This is a genomic window from Ralstonia pickettii (assembly GCF_016466415.2).
Taxonomy (GTDB): domain Bacteria; phylum Pseudomonadota; class Gammaproteobacteria; order Burkholderiales; family Burkholderiaceae; genus Ralstonia; species Ralstonia pickettii.
Genome location: NZ_CP066772.2, coordinates 953,621 through 979,862 on the forward strand (window position 1 = coordinate 953,621; position 26,242 = coordinate 979,862).

Here is a 26,242-nt window from a genome sequence, read left to right on the forward strand (position 1 = left end):
CCGTCGTGCAGGGCGCCTTTACGAAAATGCGGATTACGGCTTCTTGTACGCCACGCAATCGACTTCAACCTTGCAGTCGATGACCATGCTCGACACCACGCAGGCGCGCGCGGGCGGGTTGGCACCGAAGTACTCCTTGAACACCTTGTTGAACGACTGGAAGTCGCGCGGGTCATCCAGCCACACGCCACAGCGCACGACGTGCTCGGGCCCGTAGCCCGCTTCGGCCAGGATGGCGAGCACGTTCTTGATGGTCTGGTGCGATTGCTCGACGATGCCGTTGCCGACCACCTCGCCGTTCACCATGGGCGTCTGGCCCGAAACGAACAGCCAGCCGTCTGCGCCGGCTGCGCGGGCAAAGGGGAGGTGCTGGCCGCCGGTGCCGGTGCCGCCTTCAACGCCAATTCGGGTAATCGTCATCGCTACGTTCCTTCTTTCAAGCTTTCAAACAAAACTCGGATCTCAGTGAATTTCCGCGGTCACAGCTGCGTGCGCACGGGGCCCACGCTTGAGGAAGCGGCCTGCCCGATGCGGCTGCACCGCGCCGTCCTGATACGACAGATGGCCGTTGACCCACACCGCCGCAATGCCCGTCGCCGGTTGCTGCGGGTCGGTAAAGGTGGCGACATCGCGCACCGTTTCGGGGTCGAACAGCACGAGATCGGCCCAGTAGCCTTCACGCACCAGGCCGCGTTCGGTCAGGCCGAAGCGCTCGGCGGACTGGCCTGTCATCTTCCGCACGGCCGCTGCCAGCGACAGCAGCTTGCGTTCCCGGCTGTAGTAGCCCAGCACGCGCGGGAAGGCGCCCCAAAGACGCGGGTGCGGTTTCGGATCGTTCGGCAGGCCGTCGGAGCCGATGACGGTGGCGGGGTGCGTGATGATGCGGTCCAGGTCTTGCGCCGACATGTTGTGGTAGACAGCGCCGGCCGGCTGCAGGCGGCGCGCCGCGTCCATCAGGTCGGTGCCCCACGCGGCAGCAATTTCCTTGAGCGTCTGTCCGGCCATGCCCGCTTCCGGCTCCGACCACGTGATGAAGATGTCGAATTCGTCCGTCACCTGCTTGAGGTCCAGCGTGGACGAGCTTGCGGTGTACGGATAGCAGTCGCAACCCACCGGCTGATAGCGCTGCGCGCCTTCGATGGATTCCAGCACCTCGCCCGCGCGGCCCCAATTTGCAGCGCCCGCGCATTTCAGGTGTGAGATCACCACTGGCACGCGCGCATGTTTGCCGACGCGGTACGCCTCGTCCATCGCATCGAGAATCGCCGCAAATTCTGTACGCAAATGCGTCGTGTAGATCGCGCCAGCTTCGGCCAGCGGCTCCGCCAGGCCCATCACTTCTTCGGTGGTCGACGCAAAGGCGTTGGCGTAGGCAAGGCCTGTCGACAGGCCGAGCGCGCCGTGGGCAAGCGCCTCGCGCAACTGCGCGCGCATGCCTTCAACCTCGCCAGCGGTGGCGGGGCGGTCGAGACGGTCCAGATGGTTATTGCGCAGTGCCGTGTGGCCGACCAGCGCGGCAACGTTCACCGCCGGTTGCGCGTGTTCGACGGCTTTCACGTACGACGCGAAGGTCGGGTACGCAAACGCGCTGGCAGGTCCCAGCAGGTTCATCGGATCGGGCGGGTCGCCCTTGAGCGTGGCGGGCGACGCGCTGATGCCGCAGTTGCCCACGATCACCGTCGTAATGCCCTGCGACACCTTGCACAGCATGTCGGGCGTGCGGATCACGTTGGTGTCGTCGTGCGTATGCACGTCGATGAAGCCGGGGGCGAGGACGCGGCCTTCGCCAGCGATTTCCTCATCGCCCAGCCAGGCGGTGGAGTCCGATGTGGCGATGGCGGCGATGCGGCCGTCGGTGATGGCGACGTCGAACAGCGTGGCCTCGGGGTCGTGGCCGCTGCCGTCCACAATGCGGACCTGACGGATGACGGTGTCGTACTGCTGCATGTCAATCTCCGAGCGGCTGACGATTGCCGCCGCCGCGATGCGCATCGAGCACGTACTTGATGCGCCGTAAAAGCTCTTTGCTGCGATCGGCTTGCTGCAGTGCGACTTCGGTGGCCAGCAAGTCGATCATCATCATCATGGCGTAGCGCGATGACGACGGCTTGAAGATGAAATCGGTTTCCATGGCCTGGATCGGCAGCAAGACATCGGCCAGCGCCGCCAGCGGCGAGCCGATGGCCGTGATGGCGACGATCCGGGCGCCGTACTCGCGCGCGATGGTCACGCTGTCGATGACCTCCGGCACGTGGCCGGTCACGGAAAACACGACCACCACATCGTCCGGGCTGAGCGTGGCCGCGACCATCCGCTGCAGCATCGAATCATGATAGGTGGTGACCGGCCGTCCCAGGCGGGCGAGCCGGTAGCGCATTTCGTCGGCCATGGTGGTCGAGCCGCCGCCCATGCCGAACACGGCAATCATGCGCGCCGCCACCAGTGCGACCGCCGCGGCGCGGAATGCCTCCGGCTGCACCAGGGCGCGGTTGGCCTCCAGCACGTTGCTGATGTCGGCCAGGATGCCGTCTGCACTGGACGGCGGGCGGTCCGCGCCGCCATCCAGAAAGCGCTGGCCGACTGCGGCTGCCTGCGCTAGCTTGAGCTTGAGCTCGCGCACGTCGCGGCAGCCCATCGCCTTGGCGAAACGGGTGACGCTTGCCTCGCTCACGCCGGCACGCTCGGCGAGCGTCTGGATGCTGCCGGCGGCGGCTTCTGCAATGTCGCTCAGGACGGTCTGCGCGACCTTCTGCTCGGCGGGGCGCAGTTCAGCGGCACGCTGGGAGAGTCGGGTCACGATGTCCATCGGTTCACGCATCGGGTCGGGCTTAGGGTCTCGCATTCTGGCCCCCGGTAGTCGTCCGGATAGCGGCTTTGAGAGTGCTTTGGTACTTTGTAACAGGCAGGCCCGGAGAATAGTTTCGCCGCTATCATTGTGTCAACCCGATGTTTACCCCCAAAGGAACACGAGTCGATTCCCATGAGTGATACAAAGTACCAAGGAGACGCCAACGCCGTCGTCAAACCGCTCGACAAGGGCTTGGGTGCGTTGGAAGCCGCATGCGCGCCGGAGCAGATCGCTGCCCAGCGCTGGAATGTTTTGAACGAAGACTTGAACCTGCCCGCAGCGGTGCTCTCGCAATCCCGCGTGGAGCACAACCTGGCGTGGATGCAGCGCTTCGTGAGCGAATACGGCGCCAAGCTTGCGCCGCATGGCAAGACGACGATGGCGCCGCGCCTGTTCCAACGTCAGTTGGCTGGCGGTGCGTGGGGCATCACGCTGGCAACGGCGCACCAGACGCGCATTGCGTATGCCCACGGTGTGCGTCGCGTGCTGATGGCCAACCAGCTGGTGGGCAAGCGCAACATGGCGATCCTCGCCGAGTTGCTGGCCGATCCGACGTTCGAGTTCTTCTGCCTGGTGGATGCGGCGGATCAGGTCGATCAGCTTGCTGCCTTCTTCGGTAAGGCGGGGCGCCCGATCCAGGTGTTGATCGAACTGGGCGTGCAGGGCGGCCGCACGGGCGTGCGCGACGATGCGCAACTGCAATCGGTGCTCGATGCGCTCACGCGTGCCGATGGCGCCGTCAAGCTTGCGGGCGTCGAAGTCTATGAAGGTGTGATCAAGGAAGAAGCGGATATCCGCACCTTCCTGCAGTGCGCCGTGAAGGTGATGGGTGATCTGGCAAAGGGCGGGCGCCTGCAACGCACGCCGGCCGTGCTGACCGGTGCCGGTTCGGCTTGGTATGACGTCGTGGCCGAAGAGTTCGCCAAGGCCAATATCGGCCAGCCGCTGGATGTCGTGCTGCGCCCGGGCTGCTACCTGACGCACGACGTGGGCATCTACCGCGCGGCGCAGGCCCGTATCGACGCCAACAACCCTATCGCGCACAAGATGCGTTCGAGCCTGCTGCCGGCGCTCCAGCTTTGGGCCTATGTGCAATCGGTGCCGGAAGCTGAGCGCGCCATCATCGCAATGGGCAAGCGTGATGCTGCATTCGACGCCGGCCTGCCGCTGCCTGTGCTGCATTTCCGCCCGGGCGACAAGACGCCGTCGGCCACGCCGGCGCACTGGGAAGTCACCGGCATGATGGATCAGCACGCCTACCTGAAGATCGCCCCCGGCGACGACATCAAGGTCGGCGACATGATCGCCTTCGACATCTCGCACCCGTGCCTCACGTTCGACAAGTGGCGCCAGATTTCGGTGGTCGACGATGCGTACAACGTGGTTGACGTTGTGCAGACCTATTTCTGAGCGGGGCCGCCCATGGCAGACATCCTCGCCTACGGCGAAGCGCTGATCGAGTTCAACCAGGCGGATCCCGGCAGCACGTCGTGGAATTTCGGCTTCGGCGGCGATACGTCGAACTTCTGCATCGCTGCGGCGCGGCAGGGCGCGCGCACGGGCTACACCAGCGTGGTGGGCGCCGACCGCTTCGGCCAGGCGCTGCGCGGCCTGTGGCAGGACGAAGGCGTGGACCACACCTACGTGCACACCGACACGCAGGCGCCAACGGGCCTGTACTTCGTTTCGCACGATGCGCGCGGTCACCATTTCGACTACCTGCGCGCGGGCTCGGCCGCGAGTCGCTTCCAGACCGCGCAATTGCCGCTGCAGGCGATTGCGGCGGCCAAGGCGTTTCACCTGTCGGGGATCAGCTTGGCGATCAGCGACACGGCGTGCGACGCGGGTTTGGCAGCGATGGCGCATGCGCGGGCGGCGGGTGTGCTCGTCTCGTTCGACACGAACCTCCGCTTGCGCCTGTGGCCGCTGGCGCGTGCCCGCGCCGTGATGCAGGAAGCGATGCGCACGTGCGATCTGTGCCTGCCGAGTTGGGATGATGTGACCGTGCTGCTCGATTGCCATGACCGTGATGGCATTGTCGATACGCTGCTCGGCTGGGGCGTGAAGCTGGTGGCGCTGAAGATGGGCGCGGAAGGCTGCTATGTGGCTACGCCCGAGTCGCGCACACTGGTGCCGCGTCATACGGTCAATGCAATTGATGCGACTGGCGCGGGCGATTGCTTTGGCGGGTCGTTTGTGGCGCGGATTGTTGCCGGAGATTCGCCGGTAGAGGCGGCGCGGTATGCCAATGTGGCGGCTGCGATTTCTACAACGGGGTATAGCGCTGTGGCGCCGATTCCGCGGGCGGAGGTGGTGCGGGCGGTGTTGGCGTCTATGCAGACTGCCTGAATGGATGTTGTTGGTGCGCTGGTGTTTCATCCCCTGCCGGGGCTGACTCACTTTCTTTGTCTTGCCAAAGAAAGTAAGCAAAGAAAGGCGCGCCCGAGATGGCGACTTCCCCTTGGATTTGTGTCACGGGAAGGGGAAGGAGCCAAACTCGCTGCGCTCAAACAGGGCTCCTTCCTTTTTCCTCCCCGCGACAAAAATCCAAGGCGCCATCTAGGGCAGGGCACGGCCAAACCGTCGTGTGCCTGTGTTGGTGACCAGCTGTGTTCTTGTTGGGGAAAGAAAACGCCACCGCGTGATTTGCGGTGGCGTTTTCTTTTTGCTCATCGTGTGCTTACTTCCCCGGCACCAGATGCACGCGCGACTCGGTCGCGGCTTCCACCGCCTTGCGCGAATACAGCAGCGGGAAGTATTCGCCCTTGAGCCACAGCGGTGCCAGGTCGCGGTAGTGCGGGCTGTCGGGGTTGCCGGACTGGCCGGGGAGGTTGATGGCGCGGGAGTTGTCCCAGTTGCCGACGTCCACCACCGTGCGGAACGACGGGCCGTTGGTCTGCAGGAAATCGCTCGCGCGATACGTGGATTGATTCGGCGTGTAGGGGCTACCACCTTCGGGCGTGGGGCCGACGTTGAGCTTGGCGCGCGTGGCCTCGTCGACGATGGCGGCGAACGGATGGGCGTTCAGGTTGTGGTGCAGCTGGCCCCAGTTCCACGCTTGCGGATTCGGGCCCTGGCGCTTGACCATGTCGGTCCACGCATTCTTCAGGCTGTCGAGCAGCACGGCATTGCGTTTGGCGGCGGCTTGCTGCGGGTCTTCGCCGAATTTGCGTTCGCTGCCTTGCGGGTGCTCCAGCGTGTCGAGCATGACGTCGGTGTCGGGCGCGCCCATTGCCTCGGCGCTGGCTTTGGAGAGCACGGCATTCTTGAACGCGCGGCCCAGGTGGTGCGTAAACCACACCTCATGCAGCGCGGCCTGCGGAGAATCCGCCAGCATGGTCGCGTTCCAACCCTTGAAGAGATTGAGCGCGGCTTGCGTGTCGGCGTCGTTGGACGACAGATGCGCCAGCAGGGCCATCAGCCTGCGCGCCGGGATCGACACCATGTCGTTCTGCAGGCGCATTGAATCTTCGATCGACACTTTGTCGAGCCGGGCCAGCACTTCATCAATGCGAGCGTGGCGCGAGCCGTTGGTCCATTCAAAGCCGAGTTTGCGCTCGCGGTACGGGTAATCCGGCGGCAGGTTCATCTCGTTGGACGAGGTGAAGTAGCCTGACTTGGGGTTGTAGCTGCTGGGCAGCTGGTCGCCGCGCCAGAAACCGGCCCATTCGTAGCGGCCGTCGCCGGGCACCGGCAGCAGGCCGTCCCAGTTCGGACGGATCGGGGCGAGACCGCCCGGCACCCAGCCGATGTTGCCCTTCGTGTCGGCATAGACCTGGTTTTCGGTGGGGGCACCCCAGTTCATCATCGACTGCTTGAACTGCGCGAAGGTGCGTGCGCGCATGTAGCCGACCGAGCCGAAATACGGCGACATGCCCGGCGACAGCCACGCGGAGCGCACCGCATACGCGCGGTGCTTTTCGGCATCGATGTAGATGACGGGGCCGTGGCGCGTGAAGGTCAGGTCGACGGGGCGGGGTTCACCGCCGCGCACCCTCACGGTTTCGTGCAGCACGCTCAAGGGCTCCCAGCCGCCGTTGTAGCGGTATTCGGTGTTGTTGGCGGGGTTCAGCTCGTAGACGTAAAGATCTTCCTGGTCGATGTTGAAGATGGTCAGGCCGAACGCGACATGCCCGTTATGCCCGATCGACACGGCCGGCAGCGAGGGCTCTCCGGCGCCGATGATGTCGAGCGTGGGCGTGCTGATATGGGCGATGTAGCGCAGGCTGGGTGCCGAATACGCGCGGTGCGGATCGTTGGCCATCACGGCGCGGCCGGTGGTGGACTTGCCCGGTGCGATCACCCAGTTGTTGCTGCCCTCCATCGTCTCTTCGAGGTTGGCTGCGGCCGCGACGCGCGTGTTGTCGACGTCTACACCCTTGAGCGATTCCGGCGTGACGCGCACGCCTTGCGTGGCGAGCGTGAAGACCTTTAGCAGATCTTTCGGCAGGCATGGGTCCAGGCCTTCGGGCAACTGGGTTTGCCAGGCGGGCTGCAGGCCGAAGCGGATGGTGTCGTCGGCAAGGTTGGCCTTGCACGCCACGTTGGCCCGCGCGACTTCCGATTGCAGATTGCGCGTCAACCCGTGGCTGCGGATGCGCACCACGTCTTCGGGCGCCCAGTGCGCGGGTGCGTAGTTCAGCTTGCGGAACTCGAACGGCATCTGGTCTGGATGCTTTGCCAGCCAGTCGACATAGGCGTTGATGCCGGCCACGAAGCGCGTGGCAATGCGCTGCGCATCGGGGCTGTAATGATTCCATTCGACCTGCATGTCACCGCGATAGAGGAACAGCCGCGTTGCGCGATCCTGTTCGACATAGGTGGGGCCGAACACTTCCGAAAGCTGCCCCAGGCCCCGGCGGCGCCAGAGGTCGATCTGGAACAGGCGGTCGCGCGCGGCATTGAAGCCTTGCGCGAAGAAGCCGTCGTCTTCGCTCTTGGCGTAGATGTGCGGCACGCCCCAGCGGTCGATCAGGATGTCGGCGGGCTTTGACAGGCCGGGTACGGCGATGGTCTGGGTGGCAGATGTGGGCGCGTCTTTGGCTACCGCCTGCGCGGAAAATCCGAGTGCAACCGCAGACAGCAGAATGGGAAGGGAACGGATGGGCATGGCGATGCAGTCTCCTCTCTGCGCCTGGAATGCCACCGCAGCCCAAACGGGGCAGGAGGTTTCCGGCGTTCTTATGGATACAGCAGGCAACCGCGAGCACGGTTGATTGGGAAGGGCAAGCTGGCCGATCGAGCGGGCGGGTGCTGGCTACTGCTGGGGGAGAGATGCCCACCGATCGGCACAGGCTGACGAGTATGCGGACGCGCAATCGCCTGCGCCAATGATTTTTGTTCGGTCAACCATTCCGTCCAGGCATGGCTGCCCGTGCGTCATGCCAGCGTTTCAGGCCCCGTCTTGCGATGCACATTGGCGGCCAGCACGTGGCCCAGCTCGCCCGGGAAGATCGGCTTGGTGATGACAGATTGGTAACCGGCTTCCTTCGCCGCCTTCAGCCGGATCGGATCGGCAAATGCCGTCACGGCGATGGCGGGGAGGTCGGTCAAACCGCGTTCACGCACGGCCCGCACGAGCTGCATGCCGTCCATGCCGGGCATGGCAAGGTCGCTGACCATCGCGTCGAAGGGATGGGCGTTGGCGTCTGCTTCTTCCAGCGCATCGAGCGCGGCTGCTCCGCTGGATACCGTGACCACCTCGGCACCGTAACGCTCCAACATCAGCGCGATGACGCCGAGCGATTCAGGGTTGTCATCCACCGCCAGCACGCGGATACCGTCCAACGTCGGCATGCCCGTCCCTGCCACCAGGCCCGGCGTGCGGTTCGCCTGCTCGCCCGGCTGGGCGGCGTGCAGCGGCAACGACACCGCCATGGTGGTGCCACGGTCTGCGCCACTGCTTGCGGCAGTGATACGGCCGTGATGCAGCTCGACGAGTTGCTTGGCAATCGCCAACCCCAGGCCGAGACCGCCGTGGCGGCGCGTGTTGGACAGGTCAGCCTGCTGGAAGCGGTCGAAGATATGCGGCAGGAAGGCCGGCTCGATGCCGATGCCGGTATCGCGCACGGTAGCGACCACGCCCTCGGGCGACGGGTGCACCGACAGCCGGATGTGTCCGCCTTCGGGGGTGAACTTGACGGCGTTGGCCAGCAGGTTCCAGAACACCTGCTTCAGGCGCCCGGCATCGCCTTGCAGCATCGGCACGGGCAGGAATTCGGTATCGATGGTGATGTTCTTCTGGCGCGCCATCGGCTCGATGGTCTCGCGCGCGCGTTCCAGCACGTCGGCCAGGTCCACGGGGCCAACCTCCAGCGGGACCTTGCCCGACAGGATGGCCGACATGTCGAGCAAGTCGTCGATCAAATGGACCTGCGTGCGGGCGCTCCGCTCGATGGCTTCAATGCCGCGCTTGAACATCGCTTCGTCGTACGCGCGCATGTTCAGCAATTGAGCCCAGCCCAGCACGGCATTGAGCGGCGTGCGCAACTCGTGGCTGACGGTCGCCAGGAAGTCGTCTTTCAGGCGGCTGGCGCGCTCGGCCTCTTCGCGGGCGCGGGATTCGGCTTCAAGCAACTGCGTGCGGCGGGCCTCGGCCTGGCGGCGCTCACTGATGTCGATCACGGCGTTGGTCAGGCCGATGATTTCGCCGGTGTCATCGCGCAGCGGCATGACGACCACGTCGTAGACCACGCGCTGCGTATGGCGCCGCCGGAAAGCGAACTCCACGCGCGTAGGCGTGCCGGTTGCGATGACGCGCTGGCCGGCTTCGGTCAGGCGCGACGCGGCGCGGCGGCCGAACACTTCGCGCACCGTCCGTCCCAGCAACTGCTCTGGCTGCAGGCCGAACACGGGGTTGTGCACCCACGTGAAGTGCATCGTGTTGTCGACGTCGTAGAGCGAAATGGGCGAGGCCTGCAGCGCGGCCAGCAGGCGTTGCTGCGACAGACGTTGCTGGGTTTCGGCCCGCGCGCGCCGTTCAGCTCCGGCGCGGGCACGACGCAACTGCTCGCACAAGGCGCAGATAAGCAGTGCGCCCACCCCAAACACCGTCATCTGGATCGGCGTGAGCGGCACAGCGGCAGGCCAGCTTTGCAGGGCGGACAGCGCCATGAACAGCCCCGCATAGGAGACGATGGCGAGCATGCCCGGCCAGAAGCCGCCGTACCACGCGGCAATCGTCACCACCGGAAACGCGAGATAAAACGGCAGATGGATACCCACCGCCGATTCGAGCAGTACGCGCCCGATCGTTCCGACCGCGGCCGCACCTATCGCGACCAGCCATGCCGAAGGACGGATGGCCGGCGCAGCGTTGAACCCGTTGGCACTGAACGGCCCTGGGTCTGCCAGCCGGGCGGAATCGGCAGCACGCGTATCCGACGGGTGGGACGAGGGGCGCGGAATGGACGTCACAGACGGGTGCAGCACCGGGCAGAGAGCAAAGCAGCCAAAGGTGACTCAGGATACGAATTGCCCGCCAGCGGTGCCATCGGGGTTTCGCTGACATGCTTGCAAGACAGCGCCGGATTCTTGCTCAGGCCAGTAGCGGCCCGGCTTGACGGGTTTATCCCCCTGACGAGGGGTGTCCGGCAGGTTCCGGGTGCGGATCGCGCATGCGGTCGCGCTGCGTCAGCGCGGGGAACAGCCGCATCCAGGCGGCCACCACCAACAGGGTGCCCAGGCCGCCAATCACCACCGAGGCCACCGGCCCCAGTAACCCGGCCAACATGCCCGATTCGAACTCGCCCAACTGGTTGGACGCGCCCACGAACACGGAATTGACGGCGCTCACGCGCCCACGCATGGCATCGGGCGTATCGAGCTGCACCAGCGAAGTGCGGATCACCACACTGATCATGTCGGACGCCCCCAGCAGCACCAGCGCCAGCATCGACAGCGGCAGCCAGCGCGACACCCCAAATACCAGCGTCGCCAGCCCGAACACCGCCACGGCGGCAAACATCACCCGGCCGACGTGCCGATCCAGCGGACGGTGCGCCAGGAAAAGCGCCATGCCCAGCGCCCCCACCGCCGGCGCCGAGCGCAGCAGCCCCAGCCCCCATGCGCCTGTGCCCAGGATGTCGCGCGCGTAGATCGGCAGCAGCGCCGTCGCGCCGCCCAGCAGTACCGCAAACAGGTCGAGCGAGATGGCGCCCAGCACCACCGGCCGCCCCTTGATGAACGCAATGCCGGCAAACAGCGATTCGAGGCTGACCGGCGTGCTGACGGGCACCGCCCGCTCCATCCGTACCAGCGCCAGCAACATGTGCGCGAGTAAGAACAGCCCTGCCGCCGTGGCATACACCACCGGCGCGCCTGCCACGTAGAGAAAGCCGCCCAGCGCCGGCCCCAGAATGACACCGGTCTGCCCGGCCGAACTGGACAGCGCCACCGCCCGCGGCAATGCTTGCAGTGGCACCAGCGTCGGCAACAGCGCTTGCAGCGTCGGCGTCTCGAATGCGCGCATTGCGCCAATCACCACCACGCACAGGAAGATGGGCTGCACGTCGGCATGCCCATTCGCTGCCATGACGGCCAGCGCAAGCGCCACCAACGCCTCGATGGCCTGACACGCGCGCACGACGTACCGCCGGTCGTAGCGGTCCGCAATATGGCCGGAGGCCAGCACCAGCACCACCGACGGCAGAAACTGCGCCAGTCCGACCAGCCCCAGCACATAGGCGCTGCGCGTCAGGTCGTAAATCTGCCAGCCGACGGCCACACCGAACATCTGATACGCGAACGTGGTGGACAGCCTGGCAAACCAGAAGAGCCTGAACGCGGGATAGTAGAACGGCGCGTGCGACAGCGTTTGCGCAGATGCGGAAGAGGAAGCGGGGGGGAAACCGGCGTCGCCAGACACGTTGGATGTGCGCCGGAACCCGGCGGTCAATGAAGGGGGCGGAAAGAAGGCGTGAAGCGTCCGTCATCGTAGCGGAAGTCGCCCCCTTGTAGCCGCCCGCGCGGGTACGCGGCTTGCGGAACTGCCGGCACATCATTACAGGAGATTTCATCATGGCCACGCATCGCACCCGGTCGAAGCCGTCGCAGGCCAAATCGGAGGCCAAGCCCAAGTCCCGCCGCTGGTCGCACCATGTGATGGAGACCAGCGATGCGCTGGACATCGAACCCGATATCTTCAAGTCGCGCAGCCCCGCGCGGATTGCGGCGTCGCTCAAGGCATCGGCCGAGCACAGCCGGCGGCGCAAGGGGACGGCATTCCAGTCGGCCATGTCAATGCTGACGTTCTATATCAATCGGGCGGGGCACAACCTCAGCGGCGGCCGTCGCCGGATTCTGGAACGTGCCAAGGTTGCTCTGCGAGCCGAATTTGGCCGCCCTGCGCAAAGCGCGGCCAAGGCCCGGCATTGATGGATGGGTGACGCCGCTCAGATGCTCAGCATGACACTGAGCAGCTGGCGGGCGACCGCCTTGTAGTTGGCTTCGTCGCCCTGCGGCGAATAGGTGGAGAGCGTCTTGCCCCGGTATTTGACGGTCACGATGCCGTTGCGGGTCGAATAGGTGGCTTCGATGGTCCGGCCGCCGCGCTCGAGATTGAAGGGGATGGTCTCAGCGATCAGCCGTGCGGTTTCTTGCGTGGCCGGTGAGGGCGGCACGGCCGACGCCGGCGAGTATGAGGCGAGTGCTTGTTGTTCGGGGTGGCGCATGGCGCCTCCTCTTCGGGGGAAACGGATAGGCACTACAACGCAGGTTCCGTACCAGCCCCGTTGTGCGCGGACATGCCGAGCGGCCGCCCGAAAAGTGGCACATCAACGGCAGCGGGGCGCTCGCCATGCGCGCGGGTTTGACGTCGCGCGTCGGTCAGTTGACGAGATTTGTCAGCTTGGTAAACGCAATTAACTGCCAGGAATTTTCGGCCTCGTGCAAATCCGGGCTATCAAGGCGGGGGGACAGGTGCCATTCTGGTAAGTGCCATGCCGCGCGCATCGAACCAAGCACATGCACACCGCGCCTTGCAGGCACCCCTGCCGACGTTCCAACCATGCCAATAAGGAGGCAATATGGGTTCCCATACCTACAAGTTGATCGAGCTGGTCGGCTCTTCTCCGGAGTCCAGCGATGCGGCGGTGCGCAATGCCATCGCGCGGGCAAGCGAAACGCTCAACCATCTGGATTGGTTCGAAGTCCTGGAAACGCGTGGCCATCTCGTCGACGGCAAGATCGCGCATTGGCAGGTGACGCTCAAGGTCGGGATGCGGCTGGAGACGCTGGAAAGCGAAAAGCCCGCCGGCAAGAAGAAGGGCAAATAGCGGGTAAAGAAAAAGGCGGCCCGGATTGCTCGGGCCGCCTTTTTCACGAGGACTGCGTTGCAGCGTTATTGAGCCTGCGTGAAATCCAGCGCGTTGGTCAGGTCACCCATCGGCTTGTTGCCGTTCGAGACAAGCGCGGCGTCACGTTGCTTGATCCCCGGCAGCGTCGGCAGGTCGAAGCGGTGCGTGATCAGGCGCAGCACCGAAGCCGTGTCGTACTGGGTGTGATCAACGAAACCCTTCTTGGCGAACGGCGAGACGATGATCGCCGGGATACGCGTGCCCGGGCCCCAGCGGTCGGCCTTCGGCACCGTGGCGTGGTCGTAGAAGCCGCCGTTTTCGTCATACGTCACAACGATCACCATGTTCTTCCACTGCGGGCTCTTCTGCAGTTGGGCGATCACGTTGGCGATGTGCGCGTCGCCGTCGGCCACGTTGGCGTAGCCCGGGTGCTGGTTCAGGTTGCCTTGCGGCTTGTAGAACGTGACGGCGGGCAGCTTGCCTGCGGCTGCGTCCTGCAGGAAGGCAGCGTCGTAGTCGCGCAGGTGGGCCGCACGCTCGGCTGCGCCGGTGGCGGTGGCAGGGTCGAAGCGGCTGAAGTAGTTGAACGGCTGGTGGTGCGGCTGGAACTGGATCGAGCCGCTGTAGATCACGCTGCGCGTGGCGTTCGGAGCGTCGGCGATGGCCGCGTTCCAGGCGCCGGCGTACCAGGCCCAGTCCACGCCACGGGCGGTCAGCAGGTCACCGATGTTGGTGGTCGACTGCGTCGGCATCGTCGACGCCTTGGTCGGGTCAGCATAGGCTGCGTTGCCGCTGGCTACGGCGTTGCCCGACGGCTGGTACGGCGGCTGCATCGTGTTGACGGCGTACGAGGTGCCGTTGCTGTCGACCGGCGTCAGGCTGCCGTCCTTCGTAGGGTTGCCATCGTCGCCAGCGCCTGCGTATGAGGTCGGCGCACCGGCCATCACCGAGCTTGCCGCCGGGATGAGCGTCGGGCTGCCGTCTGCATTCGTCTTGACATTTGCGATGCTGCCCTTGGCCGGCGAGGTTGCGGCGTTCGGGTAGATCGGTGCGCATGCGCAGACCAGGTATTGGTGGTTCAGGAACGAACCGCCGAAGGCGCCCATGAAGAAGTTGTCCGCCAGCGTGTATTGCTTGGCGATGTTCCACATGGCCATCTTGCTGCCGTCGTAGTAGCCCATGGTCAGGCCACCGGCATCAGCAAAGGCGGCGAACTTGTCGTTCTTGCCGCCGTTGATCTGCATCTGGTTCTGATAGAAGCGGTGCCAGAGGTCACGCGTGATGACGTTCTGGCCGACCACCGTGCCCGTGCTGCCGAAGCCCGACGGGCTGTCGATCTGGAACATCTGGTTCGGCATGTTGGCGGTGGAAGCCTGCGTGATCTGCACGCTCTGGCCGGCGGCGGTCACGCCACCCCAGGTGGGCGGCAGCGTCGGCAGCACGGAGCCGTCGAAGTCTTTCTGCGCAACGGCAGTGCCCGTCGAGGTCGGGTTCACACCGGGGATGCCATTGGCGCCCGGGAACAGGCCGTACAGGTTGTCGAAACCGCGGTTTTCTGCGTAGATGACCACGATCGTTTTGACGTTGTTTGCCAGCGCCATGCGCTTGGTCACCCCGTCGTGCAGGCGCTTATCGATGTCGCCACCATTGGCAACGGCGTCAGCGATCAGATCGATGGCCTGGTCGATCTCAGCCTGCAGCGCAGTTTTGGTGTCAGCGTCGGTTTCCTTGTTGTGGTCTTCCAGCAGCTTGTCGATCGTCACGCCAAGGCGAGCGGCCAGTGCCGTCTTGGCAGCGTTGATGTCACCGCCGTTGCTGTCCATCAGGACCGCCAGTTCGGTCGAGATGGCGCTGACAACAGCATTGGCACCGGCCGGTGCGCGGAACACCAGCGGCTGCGTGATGGCCGTATGCGTGCCCTTGTCCGGGTCGTTGCGGAAAGCGTCCGTGCCGATTTCCACGGTGATGGCGCCCGTGCCCGACAGCGAGTACGCGCCGTTGGCATCGGTATAGGTGCTGGCTTCACCCGAATCGCACTTGCCGTTGTTGTTGGCGTCGATACAAACTTTGGCATGCTCGAAGTAGCTGCCCGTCACCACGCCCGAGGTGGACGCGGAGGCACTGCTGTTCGAATCACTGCCACCACAGGCAGACATGCTGGCAGCAACCAACGCGGTCAGCGGCAAAAGACGAAGCGCTCGGCTCATGATTTCCCTGGATTGTTGTGTGGGGGGCGAAAGCGAGCCGGAGTCTGTGCTTCGTGTGTGACAAGTTGATGATGAGAACGCTGGCGTGGAGCTGATTTCGCCCCAGTTGAGCGTGATGACCATCATCAGGATGAGCATGGGGACGACCGATCGTTTGAAGACATTTGTCACCACGGGACCTCTCCAAGGGCTGACGTGACAGACGTCTGACGACATCGAAGTGTCATGGCCGCCGTGCTAAGTTGCAAGGCTCCCAAAATCCCGCCTGCCGAAAATGTCCCGTGTACTGCCCGCTGCAACGTTTCGCGTGATCGCCGTATCGGCGCTTGCCGGCGTGGTCGTCGCGTTGAGCGGGTGCGGGCGGGGCGATCCTGCGGCTCATGCCGCGACCGTGGCGGCTTCGGCAGCAGCAGCGGTGGCGCCATCGACGGCGGCGGGCGCAAAGCCGGCAGCGGCCCCGGCCTACGAGAAAGCCTTCTACACCATGATGGCTACGCGCCGCCCGTCGGTGCCTGCAATGGCGGCGCTTGGCAAGGCGCTGTTCTTCGATCCTGCCCTGTCTGCCTCGGGCAAGCAGGCCTGCGCCAGCTGCCATAGCCCGACGCATGCCTACGGCCCTCCAAACGATCTGTCGGTGCAACTGGGCGGCACTGGCATGAACAAGACGGGCGTGCGTGCCGCACCGTCGCTGCGCTATCTGCAGAAGGTGCCGCCGTTCTCCGAACACTTTTACGAGAGCGACGGCAACGACTCGGAAGACCAGGGCCCGACCGGCGGCTACACCTGGGACGGCCGTGTATCGTCCACGCACGACCAGGCGCGCATCCCGCTGCTGTCGGGGCACGAGATGGCCAATGGCACGCAGGCCACCGTCGTGGCCAAGCTGCGCAACGGCCGCCACGCGCAGACGTTCCGCCAGGTATTTGGCAACGACATCCTCGACAACGAAGACACCGCCTTCCGGGCCGCGTTGATGGCACTGGAGGTCTTCCAGGAAACGCCCTCCGAGTTCTATCCGTACGACAGCAAATATGACGCGTTCTTGCGCAAGCAGGTCAAGCTGTCGGCGCAAGAGATGCGCGGCCTGCAGGCGTTTGCCGATCGGGCCAAGGGCAATTGCGCGTCGTGCCATGTGAGCGCGATCAAGCAGGATGGGGCGTTCCCCGCTTTCACCGATTTCGGCCACATTGCCGTGGGCGTGCCACGCAATCGCTCGCTGGCCGCCAATGCGGATCCGAACTTCTTCGACCTGGGCCTGTGCGGCCCCGACCGGACCGATCTCAAAGACCGCACGGCCTATTGCGGCCGCTTCCGCACGCCGTCGCTGCGCAACGTGGCGCTGCGCAAGACCTTCTTCCACAACGGCGCCATCCACTCGCTGGAAGACGCGGTGCGCTTCTACGCCCAGCGCGACACGCAGCCGCAGAAGTGGTACCCGCGCAAGGCTGACGGCACGGTCGACAAGTTCGACGATCTGCCGCCCCAGTACCGCGCCAACGTCAACATGGAGCCGCCGTTTGGCGGCAAGCCGGGCGACAAGCCTGTGCTGTCCGAGGCCGACGTGCGCGACATCGTTGCGTTTCTCAAGACGCTCACCGACGGCTATCGCCCCGTGCGGGCGATGCAATCCGGCGTCCAGAGCGGCAGCCGCGTCGCACAGCGCTGAGCCTCGCAATCCAAGCCCCGCGGCCCGGTTGTTGCAACACCTTGCGACGGATTCGCGCAAGGCCGTGCGTGCGCTGCGGTTATCATCGGCGGATCGCCTTTCTGCTGTCTCCTACTTCCCGCTATGACCTGGCTTGCTGACCCGTCCATCTGGATTGGCCTGTTTACCCTGGTGGTGCTCGAGATTGTTCTCGGCATCGACAACCTCGTCTTCATCGCCATCCTGGTCAACAAGCTGCCGCCTGCGCTGCGCGACCGCGCCCGCGTGATCGGGCTGGGGCTGGCCTTGCTGATGCGCATGGTGCTGCTGGCTGCCATGTCGTGGCTGATCGGGCTGACCAAGCCGTTGCTCACGCTAGGGCCGGTCGATCTGTCGGGCCGATCGATGATCCTGCTGCTGGGCGGCTTCTTCCTGCTGTTCAAGGCCACGTCCGAACTGCACGAACGCCTGGACGGCCAGCCGCAAGACGAAAGCCATGGCAGCGGTCATGGCAAGTTCTGGAACGTGATCGCGCAGGTGGTGATTCTCGATGCGGTGTTCTCCATCGACTCCGTCATCACTGCCGTGGGCATGGTCAACGACCTGCCGGTGATGATGGCAGCCGTGGTGGTCGCCATGGGCGCCATGCTGTTTGCCTCACGCCCGTTGACGAACTTCGTCAACGCGCATCGCACGGTGGTGGTGTTGTGCCTGAGCTTCCTGCTCATGATCGGTTTCTCGCTCGTGGCCGAGGGCCTGGGCTTTCATATTCCGAAGGGCTATCTGTATGCAGCCATTGGCTTCTCGATCCTGATCGAATTCTTCAACCAGATGGCTCAGCGCAATACCGTGCGCTACGAGCGCCGCCGCCCGCTGCGCGAGCGTACCGCTGACGCGGTGCTGAGCCTGCTGGGCGACCGCCGTGGCGCGCCGGCCGAGTCCGAATCGCACGAGGCTGCCTCGCACGATGCCGGCCAGTCCGTACCCGAGACCGTCTTTCGCCCGGAAGAGCGCAGCATGGTCAGCGGCGTGCTCGACCTGGCCGAGCGCTCGGTGCGCTCGATCATGACGCCGCGCCACGATATTTCGTGGGTGGATCTGGATGCCGATGCGGCCGTTACGCGCAAGTTGCTGCTGGCCGTGCCGCACAACCAGTTTCCGGTCTGCCGCGGCGGGCTGGATGACCTGGTGGGCGTGGCGCGCGCCAAAGACCTGATGGGCGATCTCGACACCCGTGGCTCCATCGACGTAGACCGCAGCGTGAAGCCCGCGCTCAAGGTGTCCGACAACATCGGCATCCTCCGCCTGATGGATCAGCTCAAGCGTGCGCGCGGGCGCATGCTGGTGGTGACCGATCCGCTGGACGTGGTGCAAGGCGTGGTGACGCCCATCGACGTGCTCGAAGCCATTGCCGGTGAATTCCCCGATGAAGACGAACGCCCCGGCGTGGTGGAAGTCAGCGATGGCTGCTGGGAAGTGGCTGGCGAGGCCGACCTGCGCCAGCTCGAAGATGTCCTGCATGTCGACTGGCTGCTCGACGAAGGCGGCGGCGCCACGAGCCTTGGCGGCTACCTGTTCAACCAGTGGGACCGCCTGCCAGAGGTGGGCGATACGCTGGTGCGCCACGACTTGCGCTTTGTGATCCTGGAAGCGGGCAGCCGCCGCATCGTGCGCGTGCGCATCGAGCGCATGGAAGACGTGACGGCGCCCGAGGCGGAAGCCTAACTCGTCGTTGTTGTGACCGGCCGTGGCGCACGCGCCAAACCAAGGCTGAGCACACCCGCCAGCACGCACGCAATGCCACCGACCTGGCGCGCGCTGACCGCCTCGCCGAGCAGCGTTGCTGCAAAAACCACCGCTGCCACAGGCGCGAGTGCGGTGAACAACGATGCCTCCGCACCGCTCACGCGTGCGGCCCCGGCATACCAAAGCACAAAACCGCCGACCGTCGGCACGATGGCGTAATAGGCTACCGCCATCAGCGCGTGCGTTGCCTGCGCGGATGCGTGCAACTGCCACGGCGCCTCCCACAGCCCGGGCAGCAGCGCAGTCAGCAAGCCGAACGCACTCATCAATGCCGACAGGGCCAGCGGCGGCACCGGCGTGCGCAGCCGCTTGTTGAGCAGGATGAAGAGCCCCTCGCACACCACGGCGCCCATCACCAGCAGGTTGCCCAGCAGCGGATGTGTCGCGTCGCCGCGCGGCTGCAGGGCGATGGCCAGCACGCCGGCGGTGGCTAGCCCAATCGCCCCCAGCACCGCGCGGCCGGGCCGTTCGCCCAGCAGCACGATGGCGATCAACGCCGACATGACCGGCAGCGTGCCGATGATGACGCCCGCATCCGCGGCCGACGTATGCTGCAGCCCCGAAATGAGCAGCGTCGTATAGCCCACGCTGCCGGCAGCCGCCTGCACGAAAAGCAGCGCCCAATCCCTGCGTGCGAGCGCAGGCCAGCGCGTGCGGGTCATGCGCATGATGAGCAGGAACAGCGGCAGCGCCATCGCAAAGCGCAACGCTGTCGCTGTAAATGGCGGCAGGCCCGCCGCGATGATCTTGCTGGCCGCCACGGTGCTGCCGACCAGCACCATCGCCAGGGCGAGGTAGAGACAACCTTCGAGTCGTTCGGACATAGCGCATCCCTGCATGGGTAGAAGCCGCAGGATGGGCCTACGCGATGCGCGCGTCTTGAACGAAATTGCAGCGGGGGAGGGAGCGACAGATGCGGCTAGCGCGCCGCCGCCACCATGCCCGGCGATACGCCGTACTTGCGCACGAACTGCCGCGTCATGTGGCTTTGATCGGCAAAGCCGCAAGCGGCCGCCACTTCCGCCAACGGCTCGCCTTGGGCGATCAGCCGGCGCGCCAGGGCCACGCGACGCTGCACCTGATAGGCGTGGGGCGTGAGGCCCGTGACGCGGGCAAAGCCGCGCAATACCTGGAAGCGGCTCAGGCCGGTCTCGCGCGCGAGGTCGAGCAGGGAGATGGCCGCGGCCGGGTCATCATCGATGCGGGTGCGGGCGAGCCGGATGGCATCGGGGACTGCGTCGGTGTGGTGGTTGGCCGGTCGGTTTGCGGGATGCAGCGCGTCCGCCAGTACGGACAGCAGCAACTGCTCGCGCAGCAGGGCGTCGTTTCGGGCGCCGGGCATCGTCATCTGCGCAAACAGCAGGCGCACGCGCGGTGCGAGAGTGGCGTCGCGGATGACAGGGCGGTCAAACTCGGCGTCGCCGTAGTGGCCGGGGTGCAGATCCGTCGCCATGTCGGCGACCACGCCGGGGTCAAGGTAAAGCATGCGCCACGCGCGGCCGGCATCGCCGATGGGTGTGCCATCGTGCACTTCAAGCGGATTGACGGTGATGACGTCGCCCGCACCGGCTTCCACGGTGCCGCGTCCGCTGAACGACTTCTGCGCCCCGCGATCGACGATGCCGATGCCGAACTGGCCGTGCGTGTGGCGAGGAAAAGCGTGGCCGGAATCTGCGGCAACGGCTTCCACGCCGCGCATGGCGCAGCGATGCATCGAAAACGCGAGGTTGGCCGGCCGGCTGGGCAAGGGCAGTTCCTTGTGACAGGGGGTGCGCGAATACGGGTGTGCAGCGTGGCAGCAGCATACGCTTTCTTCGCATTTCGCTCATTTTTTGCCCACAGGCGGTTGGTATGCTGGCGCTTTCTGCGGCAGCGCGCCCGCTAAGATGGGGCCGAGCCTGCTGCCGGGCAGCGCGGGAAGCTCCCGCCGGCGGCGCCCTGCAGCCCCTGACTGAACCATGCGCCCGTCTTTCGGTATCACCTCCAAGCTGTTCGTTGCGTTGTTCATGCTGAGCATCGTCGTTGCGCTCGCCATGGGCGCGGCGGTGCGCTGGCGCTTTGACGCCAACTTTCTCGACTACGTGAACGCACGCGAGGCTGAGCGCATGGCCGTGCTCGCGCAAAGCGTGGAATCCGCCTACACGCAGCACGGGGGCTGGGATTTCCTGCGCGGCGATCGCATGGCATGGTTCAGCCTGCTGCGCCGCGAAGGCGCCCGGGCACGCGCCAACGGCATGGGCGGCGACCGCTTCGATCTGCCGCCGGGTCATCGCTTCGATCCGCTCCCGCCCGGCATCGAAAAAGACGCGCCGCCGCCGCCCGGGCCGCCCACTGCAGGCCGCTTGCCGCCGCACCCGCCCGGCGAGCCGCCGACCCCTCATTCGCCGATCTGGCTGCTGGATGCCCAGCGCAACGTCATCATTGGCGACGGGCCGCCGCTGGGCCCCAATGCGCGTTGGCAGGAACTGCGCCACAACGGCCAGACCGTCGGCTGGCTGGCCATGCCGCCGCGCATGCGCGTGCCTGAAGGCGCCGACCAGGCGTTCCAGGCGCAGCAGTTGCGCGCCACGTGGATCATCGCGGGGCTCTCCGTCCTGCTGGCGGCGCTGGTGGCGGTGCTGCTCGCACGCGGTCTGCTGGCGCCGATGCGTCGCCTGACAGATGCCGCGCGCCGCATGGCCGACGGCGACTACGCCACCCGCGTCGACGTCCATTCACGCGATGAACTCGGCGAGCTGGCCGCGGATTTCAACCACCTTGCCGCATCGCTGGAGACCAACCAGAAGATGCGTCGCCAGCTCACGGCCGATATTTCGCATGAACTGCGCACGCCGCTGGCCGTGCTGCGCGGCGAGCTCGAAGCGCTGGAAGACGGCGTGCGCCCGTTGACGGCCACCTCGCTCGCGTCGTTGCAGGCGGAGGTGTCGACGCTCAACAAGCTCATCGACGACTTGTATGAACTCTCGCTGGCAGACGTGGGCGCGCTGGCCTTCCACATGGAGCCGCTCGACCTGGCCGATACCGTGTGCAGCGCCGTGCAGGGCTTCACGCCGCGCCTGATGGAAAAGCGCATCGCGTTGCAACTGGACGTGCCGGCCGCGCCGTCGCATTCCACGATGGTCAAAGGCGACGCGCAGCGCCTGCGGCAGGTCATGCAGAACCTGCTGGAAAACACCCTGCGCTATACCGACGCCGGCGGCACGCTGCGCGTGCATGTCCATCAGGAAGGCGGTTGGCAGCAGATCGACGTGCAGGACAGCGCGCCGGGCGTGCCCGAGACGATGCTGCCGCGCATTTTCGATCGCTTGTTCCGGGTGGATGCCTCGCGCAGCCGGGCACAAGGCGGGGCGGGCCTCGGATTGAGCCTGTGCCAGACCATCGTTGCCGCACACGGCGGCACCATTGAAGCCAGACATTCGCCGTTGGGCGGGCTGTGGATCGCCATCCGCCTGCCTGTTCTTGATGTGCTTGATCCGCTAGCCGACCATGATTCTGATCATTGAAGACGAACCCAAGCTGGCTGCATTGATGACCGACTATCTGCACGCCGCTCACTACGAGACCGAGTGGCTGGCCGATGGCACGCACGCGACGCAGCGCGTTCGCGAGACGGCACCCGAACTCGTGCTGCTCGACCTCATGCTGCCCGGCAAGGACGGCCTGGAAATCTGCCGAGAGGTGCGCGCCTTCAGTGAAGTGCCCATCGTCATGGTGACGGCGCGCGTGGAAGAAATCGACCGCCTGCTCGGCCTTGAACTGGGGGCCGACGACTACGTCTGCAAGCCCTTCAGCCCGCGCGAACTCGTGGCGCGCATCAAGACCATCCTGCGGCGCGTACAGCGCGGTGGCGGCGTGCCGGAGAGCGCGTTGCACATCGATGCCGCTGCCTATGCCGCCACGCTGCGCGGCCAGCGCCTCGACCTCACGCCGGTTGAATTTCGCCTGCTGGCCGCGCTTGCAGGCGCACCGGGGCGCATTCTGTCGCGCTCGAATCTGCTCGAGCAGATCTACGACGACCACCGCATCGTGACCGACCGCACGGTCGATACGCACATCAAGAATCTGCGCCGCAAGATGGAGCAGGTGAGCCCGGGCACCGAGATGATCCATTCCGTCTATGGCGTGGGTTACCGGCTCGACGCCTGAGGTTCAAGAAAACTCCTCCGTTTGCCCACGTTTTATGCAGGGTCGATGGCTACAGTAAGCGTATGGCTGGCGTGTCCGGCCGACGTTCTTATCAGGAGCTTCATCATGACCGCTGTGATTTCCCGCCGCCTGGCCGCTGCTGCTGCCGGGCTCGTTTTTTCGTGTGCCGCGGCGGCCCAGACTGCCGCACCGGGCGCCGCTCCGCTCTCACCGATGCAGCCCATGCAGTCGATACCACCGCATGGCTCCGGCATGATGGGGCGAGGGCCCGGCCCTGCATTCGGCCCAGGCGGTCCGCATGGCATGGGCTCCCATCATGGTGGCGCGCCTTTCCTGCGCGGCCTGGACCTGAGTGAAGCGCAGCGTGACAAGATCTTCGCCATCGAATATGCGCAGATGCCGGAAGCGCGCGAGCAGCGCAAGGCCATCGAGCACGCCCGGCGCGATCTGCATCAGATGGTGACTTCGGGCCAGTATGACGAAGCGCGCGCGCGCAGCCTGACCGAATCGCTGGGCCGCGCCGTGGCGCGCGAAGCGCAACTGCGTGCGCAAGCCGGCGCCAAGGTCATGCAGGTGCTCACGCCCGAGCAGCGCAAGCAGATCGCCGATCGTGAAGCCCAGCGTGTGGCCGAACTCCCGCCGGAACGCAACGAAGGTGCGCCGATGCCGGAACTGGCCGCGATGTAACGCGAAGCGCGATCAGCGGTAGACGACGACCGGCACGTCTGCGTAGGTCAGCACCTTGCGCGTCTCGTTGCCGATCAACAGTCGCCCCATCAGGCTGCGATGCCCGTGCGATGCCATGAAGATGACGTCGCACGCGTGCCGCTTGGCCGCGTCGAGAATGCCCAGGTAAGGCTCGGCAAACTGCGACACATCGCTGTCGAACTGCACACCTTCTTCCCGGGCGCGCTCTGCAATGCGCTCGATGCACTCCTTGGCGTAGCCCTGCACCGTTTCCATGTAGTACGCGTGTGGACACTCTCCCACGCCGGCCGAATAGGCCATGTTAGGAAATTCTTCAATGCACGTGTAGGCGGTGAGGCGGCAACCGGTCGCGCGCGCCAACTCGAGTGCGCCGTCGATGGCCTTGCGGCACTGCTCGGAGCCGTCGGTCGGCAAGAGGATATGGGTAAACATGGCGGTCTCCATGGGGAACCCATCTCCACGTTACTGCGCCGGCCAATGCGCCTCTATCGTGGAAAACGCTAGTGCAGCACAGCATTTCGGCCGATATGACGACCGTACGATCGCTGCATCGCGAAGCACGGTCGTTCGGATATTGACGTGGCAAATTGCGGCTTACCCGTGTTGCCACGCCAGCCGGTAGCGCGACGGCGGCGCGCCAAGCTGGAGTGCAAATCGCCGGCTGAAATGGCTCGGGCTGGCAAAGCCGCAGCGCTCGGCAATCGTCGCCAGCGCAAGGGTGGTGGTGCGCAGCAGCGTTTGTGCACGCGCCATGCGTTGCTGCATCACCCACTCATGCGGCGCGGCCCCGAACGATGCACGAAACATCCGCGCGAAATGGAATTCCGACAGGTTGGCTTCTGCCGCCAGTTGTCCGAGCGACAGGGGCAGATGCAGTTCGGCATCGATGCGGGCGGCAATGCGCCGGCACACGTGCGGCGCCAACCCGCCGCGCACGGCCAGCACCCGCGTGCGGCCCTGCGTCTGCACCAGATACGACAGCGTGTCGTTGGCCAGCGCGTTGGCGCGCATGCGGTCGTCCAGGTCGGTCCAATCGAGCTGAGCGATATTCGCGCAGGCTTGTGCGAGATGCACGTCTTCGATGAAGGTGCGGTCGTGCAGCGTGAACAGGCGGGGCTCTGCGTCGAGCAGACGCACGGCGTGCCCGGCCAGCGCGTCGGGCGTGAAATACAGATGAACGAAACGCATCGGCTGCTCGATCACCCAGCTCGACTGGTGTTCGGCCGGCAGCATGCACACGCGGCCCGGCGCGCCGAACAGGTGCGGCAGATCTTGCCGGTGCGTCGTGTAGCCGCCTTGCAGATAGACCGACAGCGTGTGGTGCCCGGGCTGGATGTAGCGGGCCTCGTCGTGCTCGTTGCGCCAGATGGCGGCGGTCACGCCATCGCCCAGGTTGGTGACGCGCTCGAGCGAAGCACGCGAGCCGCGTGCAAGCGTGCCGAAGACGCTCGCGTCTGCGGTTACGCGAGGATCAGCAGGTTGGGTCGATGGGGACGTGGGGGCGCGGCGCACGCGTCGATGTTACCAACGATGGCGCCGCGATGCGACGCAACGCGTCAGGGTGCTATCCGCCGCAGAGCTGGTGCGCCACCTCGCCCGCCAGGCCGACGCCATCCACGCGTTGCCAGCCGGCGTCGTTGGCGATCTGCCTTTCGCTGACGGTCAGCGCGCCCTGGTATAGCTTGGCTTGCGAAACCGAAAACTGCCGGCTGCGGCAATCGACGGTGTACAGAAAATCGGCCATGTCGCCGCGAAAGGCGCCGAACATGCGCTGCAGCGAGCGCATGCCCGCGCGGTTCGACGCTTCCACACGCACCCATGCGCTGACTGGGCCACTGGGCATGCGCTGGATGCTGCCGACGTCGAGCGACGCGTAGCTGTCCGGCTGATTGGGCAGCGGGATCCAGCGCTCCGCGCCGGCCACCGGCATGGACAGCGCTGCCAGCGCCACGAGCGCCACCAGCATGCCGGGCATGACGCGGCGCGCGAACAAGAAGGGTGTCATCTGGGCTTGCCGCCCGGTACGGGGATGGCAATCGAATCGGAATGGCTGCAGGCCATCATCACGCCGGCTTTGTCGACATCGATCATCACGGTGCCGGGCTTATCGGCCGTACTGGGCGTGGCAGCCAGGCTGCCCGACAGGCGCTGCATGATCGCGTGACAGGTCGGGGCGTTGGAAGCAACGGTGGTGGCTTTGCCCGCCTTGGGTGCCGGAAGCGGCGTGGGTGCCGCAACGGCAACCGGTGGCCGGCCGGAAGCAGCCGCCGGCGTCGGCGTCGTGAAAGCGTGCGCACGCGGCAGCGCAACGAGCGCAGCCAGCACGCTCACGGCAATCGGCAGCCGCGTGGTGCGCCGTGAAAGCGATCGATTGGGGGAGGACAGAGACGGCATGACAGTCCAGGCACGGGCATCCAAATTGCGCCTGCTAGGTCACGGGGCAGGCGCGCTCTTTCGACCAATAACGGCACGCTGCGCCCGAACTTGACGCGGCAATCTGCCTCATGGGTCACTCTTGCGTGATTTTGCCTGCGCAAAGCGACTTCACGTGAACGACATAATCGGGCAGGTCGGAACATTCTCACCA

At 65.6% G+C, this 26,242-nt stretch carries 23 protein-coding genes; 9 read left to right on the forward strand and 14 right to left on the reverse strand.

Going from position 1 to position 26,242, the window contains the following annotated elements; all coding sequences use genetic code 11:
- Positions 1–33: 33 nt before the first annotated feature.
- The 3 genes from RP6297_RS20560 to RP6297_RS20570 are packed head-to-tail and all read right to left on the reverse strand — an operon-like array spanning position 34 to position 2,818.
- Positions 34–420: a RidA family protein gene (locus RP6297_RS20560; protein ID WP_009240594.1), complete on the reverse strand. Its 387-nt coding sequence runs from the start codon at positions 418–420 to the stop codon at positions 34–36.
- Between the two features lie 42 nt (positions 421–462).
- Entirely contained in the window at positions 463–1,947 is a 1,485-nt protein-coding gene (locus RP6297_RS20565) for a D-aminoacylase (RefSeq protein WP_009240595.1), read from the reverse strand.
- Position 1,948: 1 nt separating this feature from the next.
- Complete coding sequence (locus RP6297_RS20570; protein WP_024542574.1) at positions 1,949–2,818, reverse strand: MurR/RpiR family transcriptional regulator; 870 nt, start codon at positions 2,816–2,818, stop codon at positions 1,949–1,951.
- A gap of 162 nt (positions 2,819–2,980) precedes the next feature.
- Here RP6297_RS20570 and RP6297_RS20575 point away from each other — a divergent pair, with 162 nt between their 5' ends.
- Together RP6297_RS20575 and RP6297_RS20580 are read left to right on the forward strand one after the other, a co-directional pair.
- Positions 2,981–4,258: an amino acid deaminase gene (locus RP6297_RS20575; RefSeq protein WP_009240596.1), complete on the forward strand. Its 1,278-nt coding sequence runs from the start codon at positions 2,981–2,983 to the stop codon at positions 4,256–4,258.
- Positions 4,259–4,270: 12 nt separating this feature from the next.
- Positions 4,271–5,197 (forward strand): sugar kinase, encoded by a 927-nt coding sequence (locus RP6297_RS20580; RefSeq protein WP_009240597.1) that lies wholly within the window; start codon positions 4,271–4,273, stop codon positions 5,195–5,197.
- A gap of 331 nt (positions 5,198–5,528) precedes the next feature.
- On the opposite strand, the gene RP6297_RS20585 is transcribed toward RP6297_RS20580, so the two are convergent.
- The 3 genes from RP6297_RS20585 to RP6297_RS20595 all read right to left on the reverse strand — a co-directional run bounded on the left by RP6297_RS20585 (position 5,529) and on the right by RP6297_RS20595 (position 11,714).
- The gene (locus RP6297_RS20585) at positions 5,529–7,958 is read right to left on the reverse strand and encodes a penicillin acylase family protein (RefSeq protein ID WP_009240598.1); all 2,430 of its coding nucleotides are present in this window, start codon (positions 7,956–7,958) and stop codon (positions 5,529–5,531) included.
- Positions 7,959–8,227: 269 nt separating this feature from the next.
- Positions 8,228–10,264: a hybrid sensor histidine kinase/response regulator gene (locus RP6297_RS20590; RefSeq protein ID WP_370452731.1), complete on the reverse strand. Its 2,037-nt coding sequence runs from the start codon at positions 10,262–10,264 to the stop codon at positions 8,228–8,230.
- Positions 10,265–10,415: 151 nt separating this feature from the next.
- Positions 10,416–11,714: an MFS transporter gene (locus RP6297_RS20595; RefSeq protein WP_009240600.1), complete on the reverse strand. Its 1,299-nt coding sequence runs from the start codon at positions 11,712–11,714 to the stop codon at positions 10,416–10,418.
- A 152-nt stretch (positions 11,715–11,866) separates the two neighbouring features.
- Here RP6297_RS20595 and RP6297_RS20600 point away from each other — a divergent pair, with 152 nt between their 5' ends.
- Positions 11,867–12,223, forward strand: a complete 357-nt coding sequence (locus RP6297_RS20600; protein ID WP_009240601.1) for a DUF3175 domain-containing protein — start codon at positions 11,867–11,869, stop codon at positions 12,221–12,223.
- A 17-nt stretch (positions 12,224–12,240) separates the two neighbouring features.
- On the opposite strand, the gene RP6297_RS20605 is transcribed toward RP6297_RS20600, so the two are convergent.
- On the reverse strand, positions 12,241–12,519 hold the full coding sequence (locus RP6297_RS20605; protein ID WP_009240602.1) for a hypothetical protein: 279 nt from the start codon (positions 12,517–12,519) through the stop codon (positions 12,241–12,243).
- A gap of 354 nt (positions 12,520–12,873) precedes the next feature.
- Between RP6297_RS20605 and RP6297_RS20610 the strand changes: the two genes are divergently transcribed.
- Entirely contained in the window at positions 12,874–13,122 is a 249-nt protein-coding gene (locus RP6297_RS20610) for a dodecin (RefSeq protein WP_004627468.1), read from the forward strand.
- A 65-nt stretch (positions 13,123–13,187) separates the two neighbouring features.
- On the opposite strand, the gene acpA is transcribed toward RP6297_RS20610, so the two are convergent.
- Positions 13,188–15,350, reverse strand: coding sequence for an acid phosphatase (gene acpA / locus RP6297_RS20615; RefSeq protein WP_009240603.1), 2,163 nt, complete (start codon positions 15,348–15,350; stop codon positions 13,188–13,190).
- A 274-nt stretch (positions 15,351–15,624) separates the two neighbouring features.
- Here acpA and RP6297_RS20620 point away from each other — a divergent pair, with 274 nt between their 5' ends.
- Both RP6297_RS20620 and RP6297_RS20625 read left to right on the forward strand, forming a co-directional pair.
- Complete coding sequence (locus RP6297_RS20620) at positions 15,625–17,016, forward strand: cytochrome-c peroxidase (protein WP_009240604.1); 1,392 nt, start codon at positions 15,625–15,627, stop codon at positions 17,014–17,016.
- 123 nt (positions 17,017–17,139) lie between these two features.
- Positions 17,140–18,720: a TerC family protein gene (locus RP6297_RS20625; RefSeq protein WP_009240605.1), complete on the forward strand. Its 1,581-nt coding sequence runs from the start codon at positions 17,140–17,142 to the stop codon at positions 18,718–18,720.
- Here the strand turns inward: RP6297_RS20625 and RP6297_RS20630 are convergent.
- Both RP6297_RS20630 and RP6297_RS20635 read right to left on the reverse strand, forming a co-directional pair.
- On the reverse strand, positions 18,717–19,625 hold the full coding sequence (locus RP6297_RS20630; protein ID WP_009240606.1) for a DMT family transporter: 909 nt from the start codon (positions 19,623–19,625) through the stop codon (positions 18,717–18,719). The genes RP6297_RS20625 and RP6297_RS20630 overlap by 4 nt on opposite strands.
- A 95-nt stretch (positions 19,626–19,720) precedes the next feature.
- Positions 19,721–20,500: an AraC family transcriptional regulator gene (locus RP6297_RS20635; RefSeq protein WP_037028869.1), complete on the reverse strand. Its 780-nt coding sequence runs from the start codon at positions 20,498–20,500 to the stop codon at positions 19,721–19,723.
- A gap of 259 nt (positions 20,501–20,759) precedes the next feature.
- Here RP6297_RS20635 and RP6297_RS20640 point away from each other — a divergent pair, with 259 nt between their 5' ends.
- From RP6297_RS20640 to RP6297_RS20650, 3 genes are all read left to right on the forward strand, one after another.
- Complete coding sequence (locus RP6297_RS20640) at positions 20,760–22,304, forward strand: ATP-binding protein (RefSeq protein ID WP_009240608.1); 1,545 nt, start codon at positions 20,760–20,762, stop codon at positions 22,302–22,304.
- Positions 22,288–22,947 (forward strand): response regulator, encoded by a 660-nt coding sequence (locus RP6297_RS20645; protein ID WP_009240609.1) that lies wholly within the window; start codon positions 22,288–22,290, stop codon positions 22,945–22,947. Before RP6297_RS20640 ends, RP6297_RS20645 begins: the two co-directional genes overlap by 17 nt.
- Positions 22,948–23,052: 105 nt before the next feature.
- Entirely contained in the window at positions 23,053–23,634 is a 582-nt protein-coding gene (locus tag RP6297_RS20650; RefSeq protein WP_009240610.1) for a Spy/CpxP family protein refolding chaperone, read from the forward strand.
- Between the two features lie 12 nt (positions 23,635–23,646).
- On the opposite strand, the gene RP6297_RS20655 is transcribed toward RP6297_RS20650, so the two are convergent.
- The 4 genes from RP6297_RS20655 to RP6297_RS20670 form a co-directional block, all read right to left on the reverse strand.
- Positions 23,647–24,087, reverse strand: a complete 441-nt coding sequence (locus RP6297_RS20655) for a universal stress protein (RefSeq protein ID WP_009240611.1) — start codon at positions 24,085–24,087, stop codon at positions 23,647–23,649.
- Positions 24,088–24,249: 162 nt separating this feature from the next.
- A complete protein-coding gene (locus RP6297_RS20660) occupies positions 24,250–25,167 on the reverse strand; it encodes a helix-turn-helix transcriptional regulator (RefSeq protein WP_009240612.1) in 918 nt (305 codons plus the stop codon).
- A 52-nt stretch (positions 25,168–25,219) separates the two neighbouring features.
- A complete protein-coding gene (locus tag RP6297_RS20665; RefSeq protein WP_009240613.1) occupies positions 25,220–25,660 on the reverse strand; it encodes a hypothetical protein in 441 nt (146 codons plus the stop codon).
- Positions 25,657–26,049 carry a hypothetical protein gene (locus RP6297_RS20670; protein ID WP_009240614.1) on the reverse strand — a complete coding sequence of 131 codons (393 nt, stop codon included), beginning with the start codon at positions 26,047–26,049 and terminating at the stop codon, positions 25,657–25,659. The genes RP6297_RS20665 and RP6297_RS20670 overlap by 4 nt, the downstream gene beginning before the upstream one ends.
- Positions 26,050–26,242: the final 193 nt, after the last annotated feature.